Raw genomic sequence first — 20,115 nt, forward strand, 5'->3', positions numbered from 1 at the left:
TTATGTCGGTTAAAAAAGCGCTTATTACGGGTATTACAGGCCAGGACGGTTCCTATCTTGCCGAGTTTCTGCTTGAAAAAGGCTACGAAGTCCACGGCATCAAGCGCCGCGCTTCGTCCTTCAACACCCAGCGTGTGGACCACATCTACCAAGACCCGCATGTCGATAATCAAAAGTTCGTGCTGCATTATGGCGATTTGACCGATTCGTCCAACCTCACTCGTATCATCCAGGAAGTTCAACCGGATGAAGTGTATAACCTGGGTGCACAATCCCATGTTGCCGTGAGCTTTGAATCGCCTGAGTACACTGCTGACGTCGATGCCATGGGCACGTTGCGTATCCTGGAAGCCATTCGTCTGCTCGGTCTTGAGAAAAAAACCAAGTTTTATCAGGCTTCGACCTCCGAGCTATACGGTTTGGTGCAAGAGATTCCTCAGAAAGAAACCACACCGTTCTACCCTCGCTCTCCTTACGCCGTAGCAAAAATGTACGCTTACTGGATCACGGTTAACTACCGTGAAGCCTATGGCATGTACGCCTGTAACGGCATTTTGTTCAATCACGAATCTCCGCGTCGAGGCGAAACATTCGTAACGCGCAAGATTACCCGTGCGTTGGCAAACATCTCTCAAGGCCTTGAGAAATGTGTGTTCCTCGGCAACATGGATGCACTGCGTGATTGGGGCCATGCCAAGGACTACGTCCGCATGCAGTGGATGATGTTGCAACAGGATGAGCCTGAAGATTTCGTGATCGCCACAGGCGTCCAGTATTCCGTGCGCGAATTCGTGCGTTGGTCGGCGGCCGAGCTTGGCATCAAGTTGCGCTTCGAAGGTACCGGCGTTGATGAAATCGCGGTAGTTGAAGCCATTGAGGGTGATAAAACTCCGGCGCTGAGCGTGGGGGATGTGGTGGTGCGTGTTGACCCGCGTTACTTCCGTCCTGCGGAAGTTGAAACCTTGCTTGGCGATCCGACAAAAGCCAAAACCAAGTTGGGCTGGACGCCGGAAATCACGGTTCAGGAAATGTGTGCCGAGATGGTGCGGGAAGATTTGAAAGTGGCGCAGCGTCATGCCTTGCTCAAGCAGCATGGCCATGAGGTTCCTGTTGCAACGGAGAACTGATCAGTGGCTCGTAATTTGACCGAAGCGGTATTGGTTGTCGGGTATCGAGGAATGGTCGGCTCGGCCATCGTACGACGCCTGTCTGCCTTAGGTTATAAGAATATCCTGACGCTCGGCCGCGAAAACTTGGATCTGCTCGATCAGAGTGCGGTGAGGGCATATTTCGATGAGCACAAGGTCGACCAAGTGTATCTGGCAGCCGCGCGCGTTGGGGGTATTCATGCTAACAATACCTACCCTGCGGACTTCATTTACGACAACCTGATGATTCAGGCGAATGTGATTGAAGCTGCACATCGCGCGGGTGTGCAGAAGCTGCTGTTCTTGGGCTCCTCTTGCATCTATCCGAAGCTCGCGGAACAGCCGATGACGGAGCAGGCGCTGCTGACCGGCACGCTCGAGTCAACCAATGAACCCTACGCGATTGCCAAGATTGCTGGGATCAAGTTGTGTGAGAGTTACAACCGTCAGCACGGTCGTGATTATCGCAGCGTGATGCCGACCAACTTGTACGGCCCACACGATAACTACCACCCGGATAACAGCCATGTCATTCCGGCGTTGCTGCGTCGTTTCCACGATGCGGTAGAGAGTTCGGTGGAAGAAGTTGCAATCTGGGGCAGTGGCAAGCCAATGCGTGAGTTCTTGCACGTTGATGATATGGCTGCAGCCAGTGTCCATGTCATGGAAGTAGATGGCGAAGTCTATCGTGCCAATACTCAACCGATGCTTTCCCATATCAACGTCGGTACAGGTATCGACTGTACGATTCGTGAGCTGGCGGAGACCATCGCCAAAGTGACTGGTTTCAAGGGGACGCTGACGTTTGATGCGTCCAAGCCGGATGGTACGCCGCGAAAGCTGATGGATGTTTCTCGACTGAAGTCCATGGGATGGCAGGCGAGCATCCAGCTTGAGGACGGTTTGAGAGATGCCTATCAGTGGTTTGTCACAAACCGTCTGGACGCACGAAACTGATGGTTTTGCGGCAACGCCCGCTCAGGGTGGGCGTTGTCTGCATCCGTCTTGAATTTCGATCTTGTAACCCATCGATTTTGCGGCTCGATCAATAGGGCGCAGACCTGACTCATCACCTTTGCGTGTATTGCAAAAGCGTGATGCTGAATCGACGCAAGGTCGGTATTTTAGCAATGCCAGTACCTCACCACCAAGCGTATGATGAGCTCCAGACAACCTATATAAACGTCACTGCATCGAACATAACTCCACCTGCGAGTATTGCGCTGCGCTGATCAAGAAAGAATCAAAGGATGATTGAATGTTTCTTCCGGTAATCATGGCGGGCGGCTCAGGCACTCGTCTTTGGCCTTTGTCCCGTCAGTTGAACCCAAAGCAATTCCTGCCGTTGGTGGACGCTGACCTGACTATGTTGCAGGCCACCATCAAGCGTCTTGACGGACTGGAGCATGCCGTTCCTCGATTGATTTGTAATGAAAGCCATCGTTTTCTGGCGGCAGAACAGCTTCGGCAATTGGGGCTGGAAGAGGCCAATATCATTCTCGAACCAGTGGGCCGAAACACTGCTCCGGCCATTGCTTTGGCAGCATTGCAGGCGCTAACCGAGCAGAACGACCCCATCATGCTGGTGCTGGCCGCCGATCACCTGATTCAAGATGTTGAGGCGTTTCACCAGAGCATTGCCAAGGCGCAAGCACTTGCCGAAGCGGGCAAGTTGGTGACGTTCGCCATTACGCCGACCCATCCTGAAACCGGCTACGGTTATCTTCAAATGGGCGCGCCAGTAGGGGGTGGAGGATTCGAGGTCAATCGCTTCGTTGAAAAGCCAGACCTTGAAACTGCGCAGCAGTACTTGTCTGAAGGCAGCTATTTCTGGAACAGCGGCATGTTCATGTTCCGCGCCAGCCGCTACCTTCAAGAGCTTGAGCTGTTTCAGCCGGAAATTGTTTCTGTATGCCGTGAGGCTTTGGCCGGCGGTCAGCAGGATATGCACTTCACCCGCGTCGACAGCGCAGTATTTGCGACCAGCCCTGATGATTCCATTGACTATGCCGTCATGGAAAAAACGTCGGACGCTGTAATGGTCCCTTTGAATGCTGGATGGAGCGATATTGGCTCGTGGTCGGCGCTCTGGGAGGCTGGCGAAAAAAACGCAGAAGGGAATTTGTTCAAGGGCGATGTTCTTTCCGAGAACACCTCCGGCAGTTACGTACATGCGACGCATCGTCTGGTCACTACTGTTGGTGTGGCCGATCTGATCATCGTCGAGACCAAAGACGCCGTACTCGTTGCGCACAAGGATCAAGTGCAGGACGTGAAGAAAATTGTTGATCAGCTCAAGAATTGTAAGCGTCAAGAACACGCAAACCACCGTGAGGTCTACCGACCATGGGGTGTGTACGACTCGATCGACAATGGTGAGCGTTATCAGGTCAAGCGAATCACCGTAAAGCCCGGTGAGAAACTCTCGGTCCAAATGCATCATCACCGCGCAGAACACTGGATTGTGGTGAGCGGAACTGCTCGTGTGACCAATGGTGAAAAGACCTATCTAGTGACTGAAAACCAGTCGACCTACATCCCTATTGGTCAGGTGCATGCCTTGGAAAACCCGGGAATGATCCCTCTCGAATTGATTGAAGTGCAATCCGGGTCTTATCTGGGGGAAGACGATATTGTCCGTTTCGAAGATATTTATGGTCGAGTGAAGGGTTGATAGTGTGAAAATTTCAATCGTCACCGTTTGCTATAACAGCGCCTCGACCATTCGTGACACCTTGGAATCGGTACTCTCGCAAACCTACGAAAACATTGAGTACATCGTGATTGATGGTGCTTCAAAAGATTCGACGCTGGCCATCATCTCTGAGTATGAGGGGCGTATATCGACTGTTTTGAGCGAGCCAGACAAAGGCATCTATGACGCGATGAACAAGGGTATTAAATGTGCGACCGGAGACTATGTCGGCATTCTCAATTCGGACGATGTGTTTTCCAGTACCTCTACCATTGAGGAACTGGTGAAGTTTTTGCAGGCCAACCCCGCCTGTGAAGCGTTATACGCAAACCTGGTATTTGTCGAGCGCGATAACACTGAGGTTGTGACGCGGAAATACTCGTCATCCGGATTTTCGGCCTGGAAAATTCGCTTTGGTTTCATGATTCCGCATCCGACCTTTTACGCGCGTCGCAGCCTTTTCGAGCAGTTTGGTTACTATAAGTTGGGTTATCGTGTTTCGGCCGACTTTGAGCTTATGACCCGTTTCATCACCCAAGGCATCAAGCTCGCCAGGCATGACGCGAACATGGTCAAGATGCGTCAAGGCGGAATTAGTACCACGGGGTTTTGGTGGAAGATTCACCAAAACATGGAGATCGTTAGGGCGTGTAAAGAGAACGGCATCTATACCAACATTTTCATGATTGCCATGAAGATTCCTTTCAAAGTCGCCAGTTATTTTTTTAAATGACGTCCGTGAATAAGCTCCTACTTACAGGCGCGACCGGTTTTGTCGGTTCGCAGCTCTTGGTGAATTTGCTTGAGCGCGGGTGTCACTCGGTTGTCGTCGCCTCCCGATCTGATCATGCGAGCGTTAGCCACCCGTGTCAGGTATTCAATCTGGGCGAATTCGGCGCGCAGACATTGTGGCATGAGGCGCTGGTTGGTGTTGATTGTGTGGTTCATTTGGCTGGGCGGGCTCACGTCCTGGCGCGTGAGGCTAATGCCCTGGAGATGTTCCGCGAGTCCAATACCAAAGCGACCCTTAACCTGGCCAGGCAGGCGGCTGCCCAGGGGGTCAGGCGTTTCGTTTTTATCAGTTCAATCGGCGTGAATGGCGCACTCACTACCGGCCATCCTTTCTCAGAGACTTCTGATCCTGCCCCTCATGCAGATTACGCCGTTTCAAAGCTGGAGGCAGAAATGGGTTTGATGCAACTCTCCAAGAACACGGAGATGGAAGTTGTCATCATTCGACCGCCCCTGGTTTATGCGGCTCATGCCCCAGGCAACTTTCGCCGTCTGCTGAAGCTTGTTCATTCGGGTATTCCGCTGCCTTTTGGGCGAGTGAATAACAGTAGGAGCATGATCGCTCTGGAAAACCTGGTTGATCTCATCGCTGTTTGTGTGGGGCACCCGTCTGCAGCTAACCAAGTGTTTTTAGCGTCTGATGGCGTTGATTTTTCTACCGGACAAATAATTGATCTCTTGGCCAAAGGCATGGGTAAGAAAACGCGGCTGGTCCACTTGCCCATATCGTTTTTGAGAGTGTCTGCGAAATTGTTGGGTAAGCAGGGGGTTTATACCCAATTGTGCGGTTCGTTGCAGATAGATTCATCCAACGCCAGACAACTGCTTGGTTGGGTGCCACCTGTTTCGGCTGAGGCGGCAATGATCAAAGCAGGACAAGAGTTCAGTAACAAAGTCGTCGGTTCGTGAAGCGTTGGAGTCGTATGTGATGGTTTGGATATTTTTTGTTATTGCCGGTTGCATTTCCCTGCTGCTAACGAGTGCTCTACGACGCTATGCGCTTTCTAAAAGCTTGATAGACGTACCCAATGCCCGGAGCTCTCATACGGTGCCCACTCCCCGTGGTGGCGGTGTGGCTATCGTGTTGAGTTTCCTGCTATTGGTGCCTTTGCTCTCGATATTTTCGCTTTTACCTTGGGCTTCTGCCTGGGGGCTGATAGGCGCCGGGGGTGGTGTCGCGGTGTTGGGTTTCCTAGATGATCATGGTCATATCGCTGCACGATGGCGGCTACTTGGTCATTTCAGTGCCGCGGTGTGGGCACTGTTCTGGCTGGGAGGAATACCCCCGTTGACTATAATGGGCGTCGTGTTTGATATGGGCTGGATTGGGGTGGTGCTGTCCCTGTTCTACTTGGTGTGGATGCTCAATCTTTATAACTTTATGGATGGGATTGATGGCTTGGCCAGTGTTGAGGCTATCGCTGTCTGCGTCAGTGCGTCGTTGATTTGTGCATTGATGGGTTTCAGTTCGTTGGCATGGGCTCCATTGCTCCTGTCATTCACGGTAGCGGGCTTTTTGTATTGGAACTTTCCCCCTGCGAAGATTTTCATGGGAGATGCGGGTAGCGGATTCTTGGGCGTGACCTTGGGGATTTTGTCCTTGCAAGCGGCCTGGGTGTCTCCAGTGCTCCTTTGGGTTTGGGTGATTCTGATGGGCGTCTTCGTGGTGGATGCTACATTTACACTTGTTAGGCGTCTGGTTCGTGGAGACAAAGTCTATGAAGCGCACCGTAGCCATGCTTATCAGTACGCGTCACGACAGTTCGGCCGTCACTTGCCGGTGACCTTGACCGTTGGTCTTGTGAACGTAGTCTGGCTGCTTCCCGTGGCATTGTGCGTTGCGCTGTTGGGACTGGATGGTTTTGTTGGTGTGATAATTGCTTATATTCCGTTAGTCATGTTGGCATGGAAGTTCCAGTCGGGTGCAGTTGAGAAGATCGAAGTCAGGTAGTAAATCTTCTGAATATCCGCAGTATTAATGCTGTTTTTTGCGATGCTTCACCCGTTCGGAGGTAATTATGGATATGTTACGGATCTATTTGTTAGGTCTACCTCGCCGATATAAACGATCCATTCAGGTTCTCACCGACGTCGTGCTGGTGTGGCTAGCACTCTGGATGGCTTTCGTTGTGCGTTTGGGGATCGACGAAATGATCAATCCAATCCGTATGCATCCATGGCTCTTCGTCTCCGCGCCCCTGATCGCAATCCCCTTGTTCATACGCTTTGGTATGTACCGAGCGGTCATGCGGTACTTCGGTAACGATGCGTTGATCGCTATTATCAAGGCTGTGAGCCTTTCGTCTTTGATATTGGCAGTCGTTGTTTATTGGTATAGCAATCATCAGAACGTGGTGCCGCGTTCCATCATTTTCAACTATTGGTGGCTCAGCCTGATCACTATCGGCGGGCTGCGATTAGCGATGCGTCAGTACTTTTTGGGAGACTGGTTCACTGCCGCGCAACATGTGCCGTTCACCAATCGCGACAATGGGCTGCCTAAAGTTGCAATTTATGGTGCCGGTGCCGCGGGTAACCAGTTGGTTGCCGCTCTGCGTATGGGCCGAGTGATGCGTCCAGTGGCCTTTATCGACGATGATCTGAGTATTAGTGATCGCGTGATTTCGGGGCTCCAAGTCTACAAGCCCAAGCATATTCAACGCATGATCGACGCTACGGGGGCCGAGGAGATTTTGCTTGCTATTCCTTCCTCAAGTCGCGGTCGACGTCGTGAAATCCTTGGTTTTCTCGAGGGGTTCCCTCTTCACGTGAGAAGCGTCCCGGGTTTCATGGACCTGGCAAGTGGGCGTGTGAAGGTCGATGACATCCAAGAAGTCGACATTGCCGACTTGCTGGGTCGTGACGCAGTCCCGGCCCTACCGGATCTACTGGAACACTGCATCAAGGGACAAAGCGTGCTGGTTACAGGCGCTGGGGGATCTATCGGTTCTGAATTATGTCGACAAATTCTCGCTCTGCAGCCGACGACACTTTTGCTGTTTGAACATAGTGAGTTCAATCTCTACAGTATTCTTTCTGAGCTTGAACAGCGGGTAGCTCGGGAGTCGTTGTCGGTCAGGATTTTGCCAATTCTAGGGTCGGTACGTAATCAATCCAAACTACTGGATGTCATGAATACTTGGCATGTCGACACCGTCTACCATGCCGCGGCCTATAAGCATGTGCCAATGGTTGAGCACAATATTGCCGAAGGTGTATTAAACAACGTGATTGGTACGCTTAATACCGCACAGGCTGCACTGCGAGCGGGTGTGGCTAACTTTGTTCTGATTTCTACAGATAAGGCTGTACGTCCGACCAATGTAATGGGGAGTACCAAGCGCTTGGCAGAATTGACACTGCAGGCTCTGAGCGGTGAACTGGCTCCAGTTTTGTTCGGTGATAGGTCCAATGTTTCACATGTGAATAAAACCCGCTTCACCATGGTTCGTTTCGGTAATGTACTGGGCTCGTCGGGGTCGGTCATTCCGCTATTCCATAAGCAGATCAAATCCGGTGGGCCATTAACGGTCACCCACCCGAAAATCACTCGTTACTTCATGACGATCCCCGAGGCGGCACAATTGGTTATTCAAGCTGGATCCATGGGGCTGGGCGGTGATGTATTTGTGCTGGACATGGGGGAGCCGGTGAAAATTGTCGAGTTGGCTGAGAAGATGATTCACCTGTCGGGTCTCAGTGTGCGTTCCGACAAAAATCTCCATGGAGATATTGCCATCGAGTTCACCGGCCTCCGTCCTGGTGAGAAACTTTACGAAGAGTTACTCATCGGCGACAACGTCGTTGCCACCCGGCACCCGATGATCATGAGTGCGAATGAAGACCATCTGTCTTGGGACGTACTCAAGGCCAGACTGGACGACTTGTTGGCTGCCGTGGAGGAGGACGACTACACCCGCGTCCGCCAACTCTTGCGCGAAACTGTAAGTGGCTACTCCCCCGAAGGCGAAATCGTCGACTGGATCTACCAGCAACGTCGCCTGGAACCATGAGTTAACACTCTGTAACCCACCCACTTTTGACACCCTCCATCCATCGCCTAACGTAGAAAAGCAGCTCCGGAAAAGCTGCTTTTTCTACCTAATCGATGTCATGGAGCCTCACCAATGCAAAACACCTACCTAACTTCCCTAATCTTCGCCTTCCTCACCACTCTATCCGTAGCCACCACCGCAGCCCCATCAATCAAATCCGAACCCCCAACCCCCATTGCCGCCCAGATGACCAAAACCGAACAATCCACCAAGGTCAACCTCAACGCCGCTGATGCCGAAACCCTGCGTCGTGACCTCTTCGGCATCGGTGCCGCGAAGGCCAACGCAATCATCGCCTATCGCGAAAGCAACGGTCCGTTCATGGCGGTGGATGAATTGTTGGAAGTAAAGGGCATCGGCAAGGCGTTGCTGGAGAAAAATCGGGGTAGGTTAGAGATCAAATAAGTATCGAGAGGCCGGTCAGTGACCGGCCTTTTTTTCATCCGGGTTCTGCGCTTTCAAACCGTCGGCCACGATTTCCACGATGCATGTTAACCAAGCTGAATCGTTTTCCACCGCGCAGCTCTTGGCATGGAAAGTGATTACTGACACAGGGAGGATTGTTCAACAATCGTGAGGTAACGATGCCACTCAGCTTGTCCTTAGCCGACCAGATCGCTCTGGAACTGCGTGCCGACATCATCGGTGGGCGACTGTTGCCGGGAATGGCGCTGGTCGAGGCGGAGTTGGTCAAGGCCTATAACGCGTCGCGCAATACGATTCGTGAGGCGTTGCACCGTTTGGGCCAGGAAGGGTTGACGCGCTATGTGCGCAACAAGGGCGTGATGGTGCGTCGGTTGGAGCGCGCAGAGGTGCGGGATTTATTTGTCGTCCGTCGCACCCTTGAATTGCAGGCCATTGCCCAGAGCGGTGCGCTCACCCAATACCAATCCGAGCGTATGCAAAACGCCATCGAGGCCACCGCGCTGGCCCGCGAGCGCGAGGACTGGCGAGCGGTGGCCACCCACAGCCTGGTGTTTCACCAGCAGATTGTCGGGATGATGCGCAGCCCGCTGTTCGATGAGTTTTTCGCTCAGGTAATCGCCCAATTGCGTCTGGTGTTTTGCGCCGCGCCCGATGAACAGCGCTTTCAGTCGCCCTGGCTGGAGCGTGATCGTGAAATATACGAGTTACTGATCCACGGAAATAAACTGGCGGCAGGGGAGGCGATGAGTCTGTACCTGGATGATTCGGAACGCCTGTCGTTGGCCCTGTTTACCCACCCCTGATCGAGGATCTACATCATGTACAAAGACTATCCGGCCGCTTATCAGGTCAGCAAAGGCTCGGCGCTGCAGGTCGACACGGCGTTCTATGAACGGATTCGCAACAACGCGGATCAACGCACGCTGATCGAACAGTTCGAGGTGCCCATCCGCACGGGCAGGGCGTGGAAGGTACCCGCCGGGCATGTGTTTCGTGTCACCACCCCAATGGGCCCGCAGGTGGGGGACTTCAACGTGTGGAACGCCAACGATCCCCGCGAACGTCTCTGGGCCGCGCGCACCCGCCAGCTGCAGGGCGCCCATGTGAGCACCCATGATCGGCTGTGGTCGAACCTGCCCTTTCTGCGTCCCCTTGTGACTATCACCGATGACAGCCTGGCGAGCTACGGCATCGATGAACACGGCGGCCGCCTGCACGATTTGCTCGGTACGCGCTGCGATCCCTATGTGAACCGCATGCTCACGGGCGAGGATTTCCACCACCACTGCCACTCGAACCTGACCCGTGCGGTTTTGCCTCACGGTCTAACGGAATTCGATGTGCATGACGTGCTGAATATCTTCCAGTGCACTGGCCTCAATCATGACGACATGTATTTTATGAAGGCGTGCCCGGCGAAGAAGGGCGATTACTTGGAGTTCTTTGCCGAGATTGATTTGCTCTGCGCGCTGTCGACGTGCCCGGGCGGGGATTTGTCACTGCCGATGTGGGGGCCGGATGCGCAGGACCCGCTGACGGTGTGCCGTCCGCTGGGGGTTGAGATCTACAGGTTGGAGGACGAGTTGCTGGACGGCTGGAGCCAGCCGGAGCGTGCTGCCTATAAAGGGCAGCACGGTTTGCAGATTGCCAAGGCGGATTGGGAGTAAACGGTCCTAGCGGTCCTGCGCGTCCTTGGCATCCGCCTGGGCGTTGCGTTCGGCCACGCGTTTGCGTTGTTCGTCGGTGAGTTCCACCTTGTTGGCGCTGTCACGCAGCATCATCAGCCCTCCGACGATCGACCCGATCGCAACTACCATAATCAACCACGCATACCACGGCATAAGGCTCTCCTTGAGGCAGATTACCGTGGGAGAATTTTCCCACGGCAATAACTACTTTGAGTTACGGGCTTTCTGAGTAGTTCAGTGTAGGCCCGTTCTGCCTCGAAACCTTAGAGCCCGGTCAACATTGCATCTGCCGGTGCATCGGCACGGTCCTGCGCGGTCATCTGGAAGTAGATGAAACCCACCGCCATGAAGCCGAGGAAGATCATCCCGATCAGCGCGTTGAACCAGGCCATGGCCACCAGGCATACCAGCGCCAGCACCAACGCAATGCCGGGCACGATCGGATAACCCGGCGCGCGGAAGGTACGTTCCAGCAGCGGCTCGGTCTTACGCAGTTTGAACAGGCTGAGCATGCTCATGATGTACATCACGATGGCGCCGAATACCGCCATGGTGATCATCGCCGCAGTCAGGGTCATGCCGCCCAGGTTGATCAGGCCATCGCTATAGATCGCGGCGATGCCGACCACGCCACCGGCAATGATTGCCCGGTGTGGTGTCTGAAAGCGCGACAATTTGGCGAGGAAAGATGGCAGGTAACCGGCGCGGGCCAGGGCGAAGAACTGGCGCGAGTAGCCTAGGATAATGCCGTGGAAGCTCGCCACCAGGCCGAACAGGCCGATCCACACCAGCATGTGCAACCAGCCGGAGCTGTCGCCCACCACGGTTTTCATCGCCTGCGGCAGTGGATCGTTGATGTTCGATAGGGTGCGCCAGTCGCCCACACCGCCGGCGAAGAACATCACGCCCATGGCCAGGATCACCAGGGTCAGGATGCCGCTGATGTAGGCCTTTGGAATGGTGCGCTTCGGATCTTTCGCTTCCTCGGCCGCCATGGCCGCGCCTTCGATGGCCAGGAAGAACCAGATGGCAAACGGGATCGCCGCAAACATCCCGGCAATCGCCGGGGCGCCGAAGGTGTCGGAACCGGCCCAGCCATTCAGGGCAAAGTTGCTGAAGCTGAACGCGGGCGCGACCACACCCATGAACACCAGCAGTTCAGCGACGGCGAGCACGCATACCACCAGCTCGAAGGTCGCGGCGAGTTTCACGCCGAGAATATTCAGCCCCATGAACACGATGTAGGCACCGACGGCCGCGTGTTTGGGGTCCAGGGCCGGGAACTGCACATTCAGATACGCGCCGATCGCCAAGGCGATGGCGGGCGGAGCGAAGACAAATTCGATCAGTGTGGCGAGGCCCGCGATCAAGCCGCCTTTCTCACCAAAGGCGCGACGACTGTAGGCAAACGGCCCGCCCGCGTGAGGAATGGCGGTAGTCAGCTCGGTGAAACTGAAGATAAAGCAGGTATACATCGCTGCGACCATCAACGAGGTCACCAGGAAGCCCAAGGTCCCGGCCACGCCCCAGCCATAGCTCCAGCCGAAGTATTCCCCGGAAATCACCAGCCCCACGGCAATGCCCCATAAATGCAGAGTGCCCAAGGTGGGTTTGAGTTGTGTGTTCATCGTGCTGCGCTCCCTGAACGGTTTGGAATGATTCAAGGTGTTGCAGCGGCTATGCCAGCCTGAGAATCATTGTCGTAAAGCGGCGCGACTGTCGTGTGGGGGATGGTTTGGCGTTTGAAATTTGCCGGCGTCGCACCAGATAGGTGCGGCGGTGACGGTGCCGACGCTATCGGGAGCAAGCCCCCTCCCACAGGTTGACTGGCGCTCGGCATGACAACTCGGTCAAGTGTGGGAGGGGGCTTGCTCCCGATATCGCCCGCCCAGACGCTGGAACCCGCAGTGTAAACCCCGCATAAACCCACTCTTTACGCCATCTTTACGCCCCGCCCACCCCCTCGCTCTCGTTCCTTTACGCCACTCCTGCGGACAATTGCCCCACACGCGGCACTCGCCGCTAAACGGAGAGACTTCCATGAGCGTTCTGGACGGGGTGTCACTGCTATTGGCCGTGGCGCTGTTCATTTATCTGCTGGTTGCGCTGTTACGCGCGGATCGGAACTAGGAGCTGGCCATGCACAGTTATGACTATTGGCTGATCATTGCCTTCTTTGCCGTGGTACTGGTGCCGGCGCCGTTCCTGGGGCGGTTCTACTACAAAGTAATGGAAGGCCAGCGCACGTGGTTGAGCCCGGTGCTGGGGCCTGTCGAAAAAGCCTGTTATCGCCTGTCGGGGGTGGACGAGCATCAGGAACAAAGCTGGCAGAAATACATGCTGGCCTTGCTCGCGTTCAACCTCGCGGGCTTTTTGCTGTTGTTCGCGATCCTGCTGTTCCAGGACTATCTCCCACTGAACCCGCAGAAATTGCCGGGCCAGGAATGGACCCTGGCCTTCAATACCGCGGTCAGTTTCATGACCAATACCAACTGGCAGTCCTACAGCGGTGAGGCGTCCCTGAGCTACCTCAGCCAGATGGCTGGCCTGACCGTGCAGAACTTCGTCAGCGCGGCCACCGGCCTGGCCGTCCTGGTCGCGCTGTGCCGTGGGATCGGGCGCAAATCCGCCAAGACCCTGGGTAACTTCTGGGTCGACATGACCCGCGCCACGCTCTACGGTCTGCTGCCGTTATGCCTGGTGCTGGCGCTGTTCCTGGTATGGCAGGGCGTGCCGCAAACCTTCGCGCACTATGTGGATGCCGTGACCCTGCAAGGCGTGGATCAAGTGATCCCCCTGGGCCCGGCAGCCAGCCAGATTGCGATCAAGCAACTGGGCACCAACGGCGGCGGCTTCTTCGGCGTCAACTCGGCGCACCCGTTTGAAGACCCGACCGCCTGGGCCAACCTGTTCGAAGTGGCTTCGATCATCCTGATCCCGGTGGCGTTGGTATTCACCTTCGGCCACTACGTGAAAGACCTGCGCCAGAGCCGTGCGATCCTTGGCTGCATGCTGGCGCTGTTCCTGATCGGCGGCGCCACTTCCCTGTGGTCCGAATACCAGCCCAACCCGACCTTGAACAACCCGGCCGTCGAGCAGACCGCACCGCTGGAAGGCAAGGAAGCGCGCTTCGGCACCACCGGCACTGTGTTGTGGTCGGTGACCACCACCGCAGCGTCCAACGGTTCGGTCAACGGCATGCAAGACAGCCTCAACCCCCTTAGTGGCATGGTGGCGCTGGTCAACATGATGGTCGGCGAAGTGATCTTCGGCGGCGTCGGCGCTGGCATGTACGGCATGTTGCTCAACGTGTTGATCGCGGTGTTCCTGGCCGGCCTGATGATCGGCCGCACCCCGGAATACCTGGGCAAGAAACTCCAGGCCAAGGAAGTGCAACTGCTGGTCGTGACCCTGTTGGTGATGCCGGTGGGCGTGCTGGTACTGGGTGCCATCGCCGCGAGCCTGCCCGGACCTGCCGGCGCGATCAGCAACCCCGGCCCTCACGGTTTCAGCCAGTTGCTGTACGCCTACACCTCGGCCAGCGCCAACAACGGCTCGGCGTTCGGCGGTTTCAGTGCCAATACACCGTTCCATAACCTGATGCTGGGTCTGGGCATGTTGATCGGCCGCTTCGGCTACATCCTCCCGGTACTGGCCCTGGCCGGCAGCCTGGCGATGAAGAAGACCGCACCGATTGGCCAGAACAGCTTCCCGACCCATGGTCCGCTGTTCGTGACCCTGTTGACCGTGACCATTTTGCTGGTGGGCGGCCTGACTTTCCTGCCGACGCTGGCGTTAGGGCCCATCGCTGAACACTTGAGCATGGGCTTCTAAAAAGGGGATATGAAAATGAATATGCCTGCAAAAAACGCGGCTCCGGTCAAAACCCAGGAACCCGCTAAAACCGCCATCTCGTCCCTGTGGCGCCCCGCGCTGGTCCAGGCGTTCGTCAAGCTGGACCCGCGCCAACTGCAACGCTCGCCAGTGATGCTGGTGGTCGAGCTGACCGCCATCCTCACCACCGTGTTGTGCTTCGTGCCCGACACCACTGTGCCGACCTATGTCGCCGTGCAGATCGCGGTGTGGCTGTGGTTCACCGTGCTGTTCGCCAACTTCGCCGAAGCTTTGGCCGAAGGACGCGGCAAAGCCCGCGCCGACAGCCTCAAGGCCGGCAGCGAAGGCCTGAGTGCGCGCCGTAAGGAAGCCGATGGCAGCTTCAAGGTCGTGCCCGCCACTAGCCTGCGTAAAGGTGATGTGGTGCGTGTGGCCGCCGGGGAAATGATCCCCGGCGATGGCGAGGTTGTCGAAGGCATCGCAGCGGTCAACGAAGCGGCGATCACCGGTGAATCCGCACCGGTGATCCGCGAGTCCGGCGGCGACCGCTCGGCCGTCACCGGCAATACGCGGCTGGTGTCGGACTGGCTGCTGATCCGCATCACCGCCAACCCCGGCGAGTCCACCCTGGACCGCATGATCGCCCTGGTCGAAGGTGCCAAACGTCAGAAAACCCCCAACGAAGTCGCGCTGGATATTCTGCTGATCGGCCTGACTCTGATCTTCCTGCTGGTGGTCGTGACCTTGCAGCCGTTCGCCCACTTCGCCAATGGCAGCTTGCCGCTGGTGTTTTTGGTCGCACTGCTGGTGACGCTGATTCCTACGACCATCGGCGGCTTGTTGTCGGCCATCGGTATTGCCGGCATGGACCGCCTGGTGCGCCTCAACGTGATCGCCAAGTCCGGCCGTGCCGTGGAAGCGGCCGGTGACGTGCACGTGTTGCTGCTGGACAAGACCGGCACCATCACCTTCGGTAACCGTCGTTGTTCAGCGGTAGTGGCGGCACCGGGTGTCAGCGGCAAGGACCTGGCCGAAGGTGCGCTGCTGGCGTCCCTGGCGGACGACACGGCAGAAGGCAAATCCATCGTCGAATACCTGCGGGCTCTGCACCCGCAGGCCGAGCCAACCCTGGATGAGCTGACCGCCGTACCGTTCAGCGCCGAAACCCGCTTGTCCGGTGTTGACTACCAGGGCCGCGTGTTCCGCAAAGGCGCGGTGGATTCGCTGCTGGCGTTTATCGGTCAGCAACGCGGCGACCTGCAACCGGCTCTGTCACGGGAAATCGACAAGATCGCCCAGAGCGGCGGCACGCCATTGCTGGTGTGTGCCGACGGCAAATTGCTCGGTGCAATTCACTTGAAGGACGTGGTCAAGCCCGGTATCCGCGAACGTTTCGCCGAGCTGCGCAAGCTGGGCATTCGCACCGTGATGGTCACCGGTGACAACCCGTTGACCGCCGCCGCGATTGCTGCCGAAGCCGGTGTGGATGACGTGCTGGCCGAAGCGACCCCGGAGAAAAAACTCGCGCGCATCCGTCATGAGCAAAACGACGGCCGCCTGGTGGCGATGTGTGGCGACGGCGCCAACGACGCTCCGGCACTGGCCCAGGCGGACGTCGGCATGGCGATGAACGACGGCACCCAGGCCGCCCGCGAGGCCGCCAACATGGTCGACCTCGACAGCGACCCCACCAAGCTGCTGGACGTGGTGCAGATCGGTAAAGAGTTGCTGGTGACTCGCGGCGCGTTGACCACCTTTTCCATCGCCAACGATGTGGCCAAGTACTTCGCGATCCTGCCGGCGCTGTTCGCCTCGATCTACCCGCAGTTGGGCGTGCTCAACGTGATGCATTTGCAGAGCCCGCAGAGCGCGATTCTCTCGGCCATTGTGTTCAACGCGCTGATCATCGTCGTGCTGATTCCCTTGGCGTTGCGCGGCGTGCGTGTGCATGCCGCGAGTGCAGCGGCGTTGCTGCGGCGCAACCTGTTGATCTACGGCCTGGGCGGGCTGCTGGTGCCGTTTGTGGGCATCAAGGCAATCGACATGCTGCTGACTGCATTGCACCTGGTTTGACCCGATGCCGGTGGGCACCATCCCGTGCCCACAGGTTGCAAAGACCGAATTGAGGAATTTGAAATGTCCAACATAATCCGTCCAGCCCTGAGCCTGCTGGTGCTCATGACCCTGATCACCGGCGTCGCCTATCCACTGGTGGTCACCGGTGTCGCCCAAGTTGCCTTCCCGGACCAGGCCAACGGCAGCCTGGTGCGTGATGCCAGCGGCAAGGTGCGGGGCTCCAGCCTGATCGCCCAGGAGTTTACCGGTGACAGCTGGTTCCATCCGCGCCCTTCGGCAGGTGCCTTTGCGACGGTTTCCAGCAGCGCCAGTAACCTTGGCCCAAGCAACCCTGCCTTGGCCACCCGCGTGTTCGATGACGCTAACAAGCAGTGGGTGCCTAGCCAGGGGCCGGTGCCTTTGGCGTCGTTGACTACCTCCGGCAGCGGTCTTGATCCACACTTGCCACCCCAGGCGATTGCCTATCAACTGGCGCGTGTGGCTGCCGCGCGAAATGTGCCGGTATCCACCCTGCAACGGTTGATGGATGAACATATCGAAAGCCCGCTGGTGGGGCCGCCTGTGGTGAATGTGTTGGCGCTGAACATGGCCCTGGAAAAACTCTGAACTCGGTGGGAGGGGGCTTGCCCCCGATAGCAGAGTGTCAGTCAACACAGGTATCGACTGAACCACCGAAATCGGGGGTAAGCCCCTCCCACATTGGATTTTCTCTGGGTCTGAACAATTGAAGGAAACCCCAGCATGAGCGACTCCGGCCGCGCCGATGCCCTGTTAGCCGATCTGCCCCGGGACGGCCGTGGCCGGCTCAAAGTTTTCCTCGGCGCCGCGCCGGGTGTGGGCAAGACCTACGCCATGCTCCAGGCCGCCCACACCCAACTGCGTCAGGGCGTCAAGCTGATCGCCGGCGTGGTTGAAACCCACGGCCGCGCCGAGACCGAAGCGTTGCTCAGCGGCCTGCCGCAACAACCGCTGTTGCGCAGTGAATACCGTGGCGTGATGCTCGAAGAAATGGACCTCGACGGCCTGCTCGCCGCCAGGCCCAAGCTGGTGCTGGTGGACGAACTGGCCCACAGCAACGCCCCCGGCAGCCGCCATGAAAAGCGCTGGCAAGACATCCAGGAACTGCTCGCCGCCGGTATCAACGTGTTTACCACGGTCAACGTCCAGCACTTGGAAAGTCTGAATGACCAGGTCCGCGGCATCACCGGTGTACAGGTGCGCGAAACCTTGCCGGATTGGGTGCTGCAGGAAGCCGACGAACTGCTGCTGATCGACCTGCCGTCCCGCGAACTGCTCGAGCGTCTGCGCGACGGCAAGGTCTATGTGCCGGAGCAGGCCCGCGCTGCCATCGATGCATTCTTTACCCAGACCAACCTGATGGCCCTGCGCGAGCTGGCGATGCAGACTGCCGCCGCCCACGTCGACGACGATTTGGCCCAGGGCTATCGCCAGCTCGGCCAGGCGGCGCCGGCGGTGCGTGGGCGCTTGTTGGTGGGCGTGGATGGCGATGCGCAAGCCGAACGCCTGGTGCGCCATGCCAGTCGCGTCGCCCAGCGTCGGCATTTGCCGTGGAGCCTGGTGCATATCGACAACGGCCGTGCGCGGGATGAACAGGCCCGTCTGCGCCTGCAAAACGCCCAGCAACTGGCCGAGCGTCTTGGCGGCGAAGTGGTGCTGCTGCGGGCGGGGGAGGTGGCCAAGACCTTGATCCAGCATGCCGCCGAACGCCGCGCCAGCCTGCTGTTGGTGGGGCAGTCGCGAATGAGTTGGCGGCGTCGCCTGTTCGGTGGCGGCTTGGCGGCGCGGTTGTTGCGTAATGCCCGGGGTTTGGAAATCAACGTCCTCGACAGCGACGATGTGCCCGCAGTCCCACGCTTGCCGGATGTGCGCGGTCTGGTGTGGTTCGATTACGCCTTGGCCGTGGTGGCGACCGTCGCCGCCGCAGGTGTGGCCTGGGCAGTGGCAAGCGTGTTGCCGTTGCCGAATATCTCGCTGGTGTTTCTCGCCGCCGTGTTGCTGGTGGCGGTGCGCAGCAGCCTGGGGCCATCCCTGGTGTGTGCGGCGTTGTCGTTCATGACCTACGACTTCCTGTTTATCCCGCCGAATTTCTCCTTCGCTATCCAGCGTGAAGAGGACGTGCTGACGCTGTTGTTCTTCCTGCTGATGGCGGCGCTGACCGGCAACCTGGCCGCGCGCCAGCGTCGGCAGTTGCAGGCGTTGCGCGACACCCAGGAAGAAACCAGCGAACTGCTCGACCTGTCCCGCAAACTCACCGCCGCCACCGACCGCCAAGCGGTGATCAGTGCCGCCGCCCACCATCTGGAAGGCTGGAGCGACCTGGATCTGTGCCTGGTCAATCGCGACGGTCAGGGTGGCTGGAAGGTCGAGACCGGCGGCCCGCTGACCTTTACCGAGGCTGAGCGGGCTGCGGCCGATTGGGCCTGGCAGCATGACCAGCCGGCAGGCATGGGCACCGGCACCTTGCCGTTCGGGCGCTGGTGGTGGTGGCCGTTGTCGGGTGAAGAGGGACCGTTGGGGTTGCTCGGCGTCAGTGCCAAGCCGGGTCTGGAATTGAGTGGCCAACGGCGTCGACTGCTCACTGCCTTGAGCCAGCCTCTGGCCCAGGCCCTGGCACGGGCGCAGTTGGCCCAGGAGTTAGAGTCCGCACGTTTGCATGGCGAAACCGAGCAACTGCGCAGCGCCTTGCTTGCGTCGGTGTCCCACGATTTGCGCACACCGTTGACCTCCATGCGCGGCAGTATCGACAGCCTGCTGGCGCTCGGTGAAGCCATCCCCCTGGAGGATCGCCGCGAGTTGCTTGAAGGCACCCGCGATGAAGCCGAACGCCTGGACCGCTATATCCAGAACCTGCTGGACATGACTCGACTGGGCCATGGCGCGTTGAAGCTGGCGCGGGACTGGGTGTCGCCTGGCGATATTGTCGGCAGTGCGCTCGGGCGTTTGCGCGCGGTGCTGGCGCCGCTGCAGGTGAGCACCGATGTGCCGGCGGAGTTGCCGTTGCTCTATGTACATGCCGCGTTGATCGAACAGGCACTGGTCAATGTATTGGAAAACGCCGCGCGCTTTTCACCGCCCCAAGGTCGATTGCAACTCAGTGCCGGCGTGTCAAATAACCAATTGTTTTTCGCTGTGGCGGATGAGGGGCCGGGTATTCCTGAGGATGAGCGGGCGAAGATTTTCGATATGTTCTACACCGCTGCACGCGGTGATCGAGGCGGGCAGGGCACCGGCCTGGGCCTGGCGATCTGCCAGGGCATGGTCGGCGCCCACGGTGGGCATATCAGCGTGGCCGATGGCATTGATGGGCGCGGTACCTGTATCACGTTGTTCCTGCCCTTGCCGACACAGCCTGGCCTGGAAGGCGAGGCGTGAGCTACCCT

17 protein-coding genes are annotated in these 20,115 nt (G+C 57.7%); 15 read left to right on the forward strand and 2 right to left on the reverse strand.

What is annotated here, in order from left to right:
* Positions 1-2: 2 nt before the first annotated feature.
* The 10 genes from gmd (at position 3) to ACHPFG_RS09435 (ending at position 10,783) form a co-directional block, all read left to right on the forward strand.
* Positions 3-1,127: a GDP-mannose 4,6-dehydratase gene (gene gmd / locus ACHPFG_RS09390; RefSeq protein WP_253394261.1), complete on the forward strand. Its 1,125-nt coding sequence runs from the start codon at positions 3-5 to the stop codon at positions 1,125-1,127.
* 3 nt (positions 1,128-1,130) lie between these two features.
* Complete coding sequence (gene fcl, locus ACHPFG_RS09395) at positions 1,131-2,105, forward strand: GDP-L-fucose synthase (protein WP_431702202.1); 975 nt, start codon at positions 1,131-1,133, stop codon at positions 2,103-2,105.
* 301 nt (positions 2,106-2,406) lie between these two features.
* Positions 2,407-3,822: a mannose-1-phosphate guanylyltransferase/mannose-6-phosphate isomerase gene (locus ACHPFG_RS09400; RefSeq protein ID WP_431702203.1), complete on the forward strand. Its 1,416-nt coding sequence runs from the start codon at positions 2,407-2,409 to the stop codon at positions 3,820-3,822.
* A 4-nt stretch (positions 3,823-3,826) separates the two neighbouring features.
* Positions 3,827-4,576, forward strand: coding sequence for a glycosyltransferase family 2 protein (locus tag ACHPFG_RS09405; protein ID WP_431702204.1), 750 nt, complete (start codon positions 3,827-3,829; stop codon positions 4,574-4,576).
* Between the two features lie 5 nt (positions 4,577-4,581).
* Positions 4,582-5,544 carry an NAD-dependent epimerase/dehydratase family protein gene (locus ACHPFG_RS09410; RefSeq protein WP_431702205.1) on the forward strand — a complete coding sequence of 321 codons (963 nt, stop codon included), beginning with the start codon at positions 4,582-4,584 and terminating at the stop codon, positions 5,542-5,544.
* Between the two features lie 16 nt (positions 5,545-5,560).
* A complete protein-coding gene (locus ACHPFG_RS09415) occupies positions 5,561-6,586 on the forward strand; it encodes an MraY family glycosyltransferase (RefSeq protein WP_431702206.1) in 1,026 nt (341 codons plus the stop codon).
* Positions 6,587-6,650: 64 nt separating this feature from the next.
* The gene (locus tag ACHPFG_RS09420) at positions 6,651-8,648 is read left to right on the forward strand and encodes a polysaccharide biosynthesis protein (protein ID WP_431703458.1); all 1,998 of its coding nucleotides are present in this window, start codon (positions 6,651-6,653) and stop codon (positions 8,646-8,648) included.
* A 114-nt stretch (positions 8,649-8,762) separates the two neighbouring features.
* Positions 8,763-9,095: a ComEA family DNA-binding protein gene (locus ACHPFG_RS09425; protein WP_431702207.1), complete on the forward strand. Its 333-nt coding sequence runs from the start codon at positions 8,763-8,765 to the stop codon at positions 9,093-9,095.
* 179 nt (positions 9,096-9,274) lie between these two features.
* Complete coding sequence (locus ACHPFG_RS09430) at positions 9,275-9,919, forward strand: GntR family transcriptional regulator (protein WP_431702208.1); 645 nt, start codon at positions 9,275-9,277, stop codon at positions 9,917-9,919.
* 15 nt (positions 9,920-9,934) lie between these two features.
* Positions 9,935-10,783, forward strand: coding sequence for an urea carboxylase-associated family protein (locus ACHPFG_RS09435; RefSeq protein WP_431702209.1), 849 nt, complete (start codon positions 9,935-9,937; stop codon positions 10,781-10,783).
* Between the two features lie 6 nt (positions 10,784-10,789).
* Here the strand turns inward: ACHPFG_RS09435 and ACHPFG_RS09440 are convergent, their stop codons facing one another.
* Together ACHPFG_RS09440 and eat are read right to left on the reverse strand one after the other, a co-directional pair.
* Entirely contained in the window at positions 10,790-10,957 is a 168-nt protein-coding gene (locus tag ACHPFG_RS09440) for a DUF2897 family protein (RefSeq protein WP_003172675.1), read from the reverse strand.
* A gap of 110 nt (positions 10,958-11,067) precedes the next feature.
* Positions 11,068-12,432 carry an ethanolamine permease gene (eat, locus tag ACHPFG_RS09445; protein ID WP_431702210.1) on the reverse strand — a complete coding sequence of 455 codons (1,365 nt, stop codon included), beginning with the start codon at positions 12,430-12,432 and terminating at the stop codon, positions 11,068-11,070.
* Between the two features lie 412 nt (positions 12,433-12,844).
* On the opposite strand from eat, the gene kdpF reads away from it, so the two are divergent.
* The 5 genes from kdpF to ACHPFG_RS09470 all read left to right on the forward strand — a co-directional run bounded on the left by kdpF (position 12,845) and on the right by ACHPFG_RS09470 (position 20,107).
* Positions 12,845-12,934 carry a K(+)-transporting ATPase subunit F gene (kdpF, locus tag ACHPFG_RS09450; protein ID WP_003218754.1) on the forward strand — a complete coding sequence of 30 codons (90 nt, stop codon included), beginning with the start codon at positions 12,845-12,847 and terminating at the stop codon, positions 12,932-12,934.
* 9 nt (positions 12,935-12,943) lie between these two features.
* A complete protein-coding gene (gene kdpA, locus ACHPFG_RS09455; protein WP_431702211.1) occupies positions 12,944-14,638 on the forward strand; it encodes a potassium-transporting ATPase subunit KdpA in 1,695 nt (564 codons plus the stop codon).
* A gap of 15 nt (positions 14,639-14,653) precedes the next feature.
* Positions 14,654-16,711, forward strand: a complete 2,058-nt coding sequence (gene kdpB / locus ACHPFG_RS09460; RefSeq protein WP_431702212.1) for a potassium-transporting ATPase subunit KdpB — start codon at positions 14,654-14,656, stop codon at positions 16,709-16,711.
* A gap of 63 nt (positions 16,712-16,774) precedes the next feature.
* Complete coding sequence (gene kdpC / locus ACHPFG_RS09465) at positions 16,775-17,320, forward strand: potassium-transporting ATPase subunit KdpC (protein WP_431702213.1); 546 nt, start codon at positions 16,775-16,777, stop codon at positions 17,318-17,320.
* 135 nt (positions 17,321-17,455) lie between these two features.
* Complete coding sequence (locus tag ACHPFG_RS09470; RefSeq protein WP_431702214.1) at positions 17,456-20,107, forward strand: DUF4118 domain-containing protein; 2,652 nt, start codon at positions 17,456-17,458, stop codon at positions 20,105-20,107.
* Positions 20,108-20,115 lie beyond the last annotated feature (8 nt).

The sequence above is a fragment of the Pseudomonas sp. BR20 genome, assembly GCF_050780135.1.
In the GTDB taxonomy this organism is placed as follows: domain Bacteria; phylum Pseudomonadota; class Gammaproteobacteria; order Pseudomonadales; family Pseudomonadaceae; genus Aquipseudomonas.

Coding starts and splice junctions, on each gene's coding strand:
- ACHPFG_RS09435 (WP_431702209.1), top strand. CDS start 9,935: ATGTACAAAGACTATCCGGCCGCTTATCAGGTCAGCAAAGGCTCGGCG.
- kdpF (WP_003218754.1), top strand. CDS start 12,845: ATGAGCGTTCTGGACGGGGTGTCACTGCTATTGGCCGTGGCGCTGTTC.
- ACHPFG_RS09440 (WP_003172675.1), bottom strand. CDS start 10,957: ATGCCGTGGTATGCGTGGTTGATTATGGTAGTTGCGATCGGGTCGATC.
- eat (WP_431702210.1), bottom strand. CDS start 12,432: ATGAACACACAACTCAAACCCACCTTGGGCACTCTGCATTTATGGGGC.
- ACHPFG_RS09430 (WP_431702208.1), top strand. CDS start 9,275: ATGCCACTCAGCTTGTCCTTAGCCGACCAGATCGCTCTGGAACTGCGT.
- kdpB (WP_431702212.1), top strand. CDS start 14,654: ATGAATATGCCTGCAAAAAACGCGGCTCCGGTCAAAACCCAGGAACCC.
- gmd (WP_253394261.1), top strand. CDS start 3: ATGTCGGTTAAAAAAGCGCTTATTACGGGTATTACAGGCCAGGACGGT.
- ACHPFG_RS09400 (WP_431702203.1), top strand. CDS start 2,407: ATGTTTCTTCCGGTAATCATGGCGGGCGGCTCAGGCACTCGTCTTTGG.
- ACHPFG_RS09425 (WP_431702207.1), top strand. CDS start 8,763: ATGCAAAACACCTACCTAACTTCCCTAATCTTCGCCTTCCTCACCACT.
- ACHPFG_RS09470 (WP_431702214.1), top strand. CDS start 17,456: ATGAGCGACTCCGGCCGCGCCGATGCCCTGTTAGCCGATCTGCCCCGG.
- kdpC (WP_431702213.1), top strand. CDS start 16,775: ATGTCCAACATAATCCGTCCAGCCCTGAGCCTGCTGGTGCTCATGACC.
- kdpA (WP_431702211.1), top strand. CDS start 12,944: ATGCACAGTTATGACTATTGGCTGATCATTGCCTTCTTTGCCGTGGTA.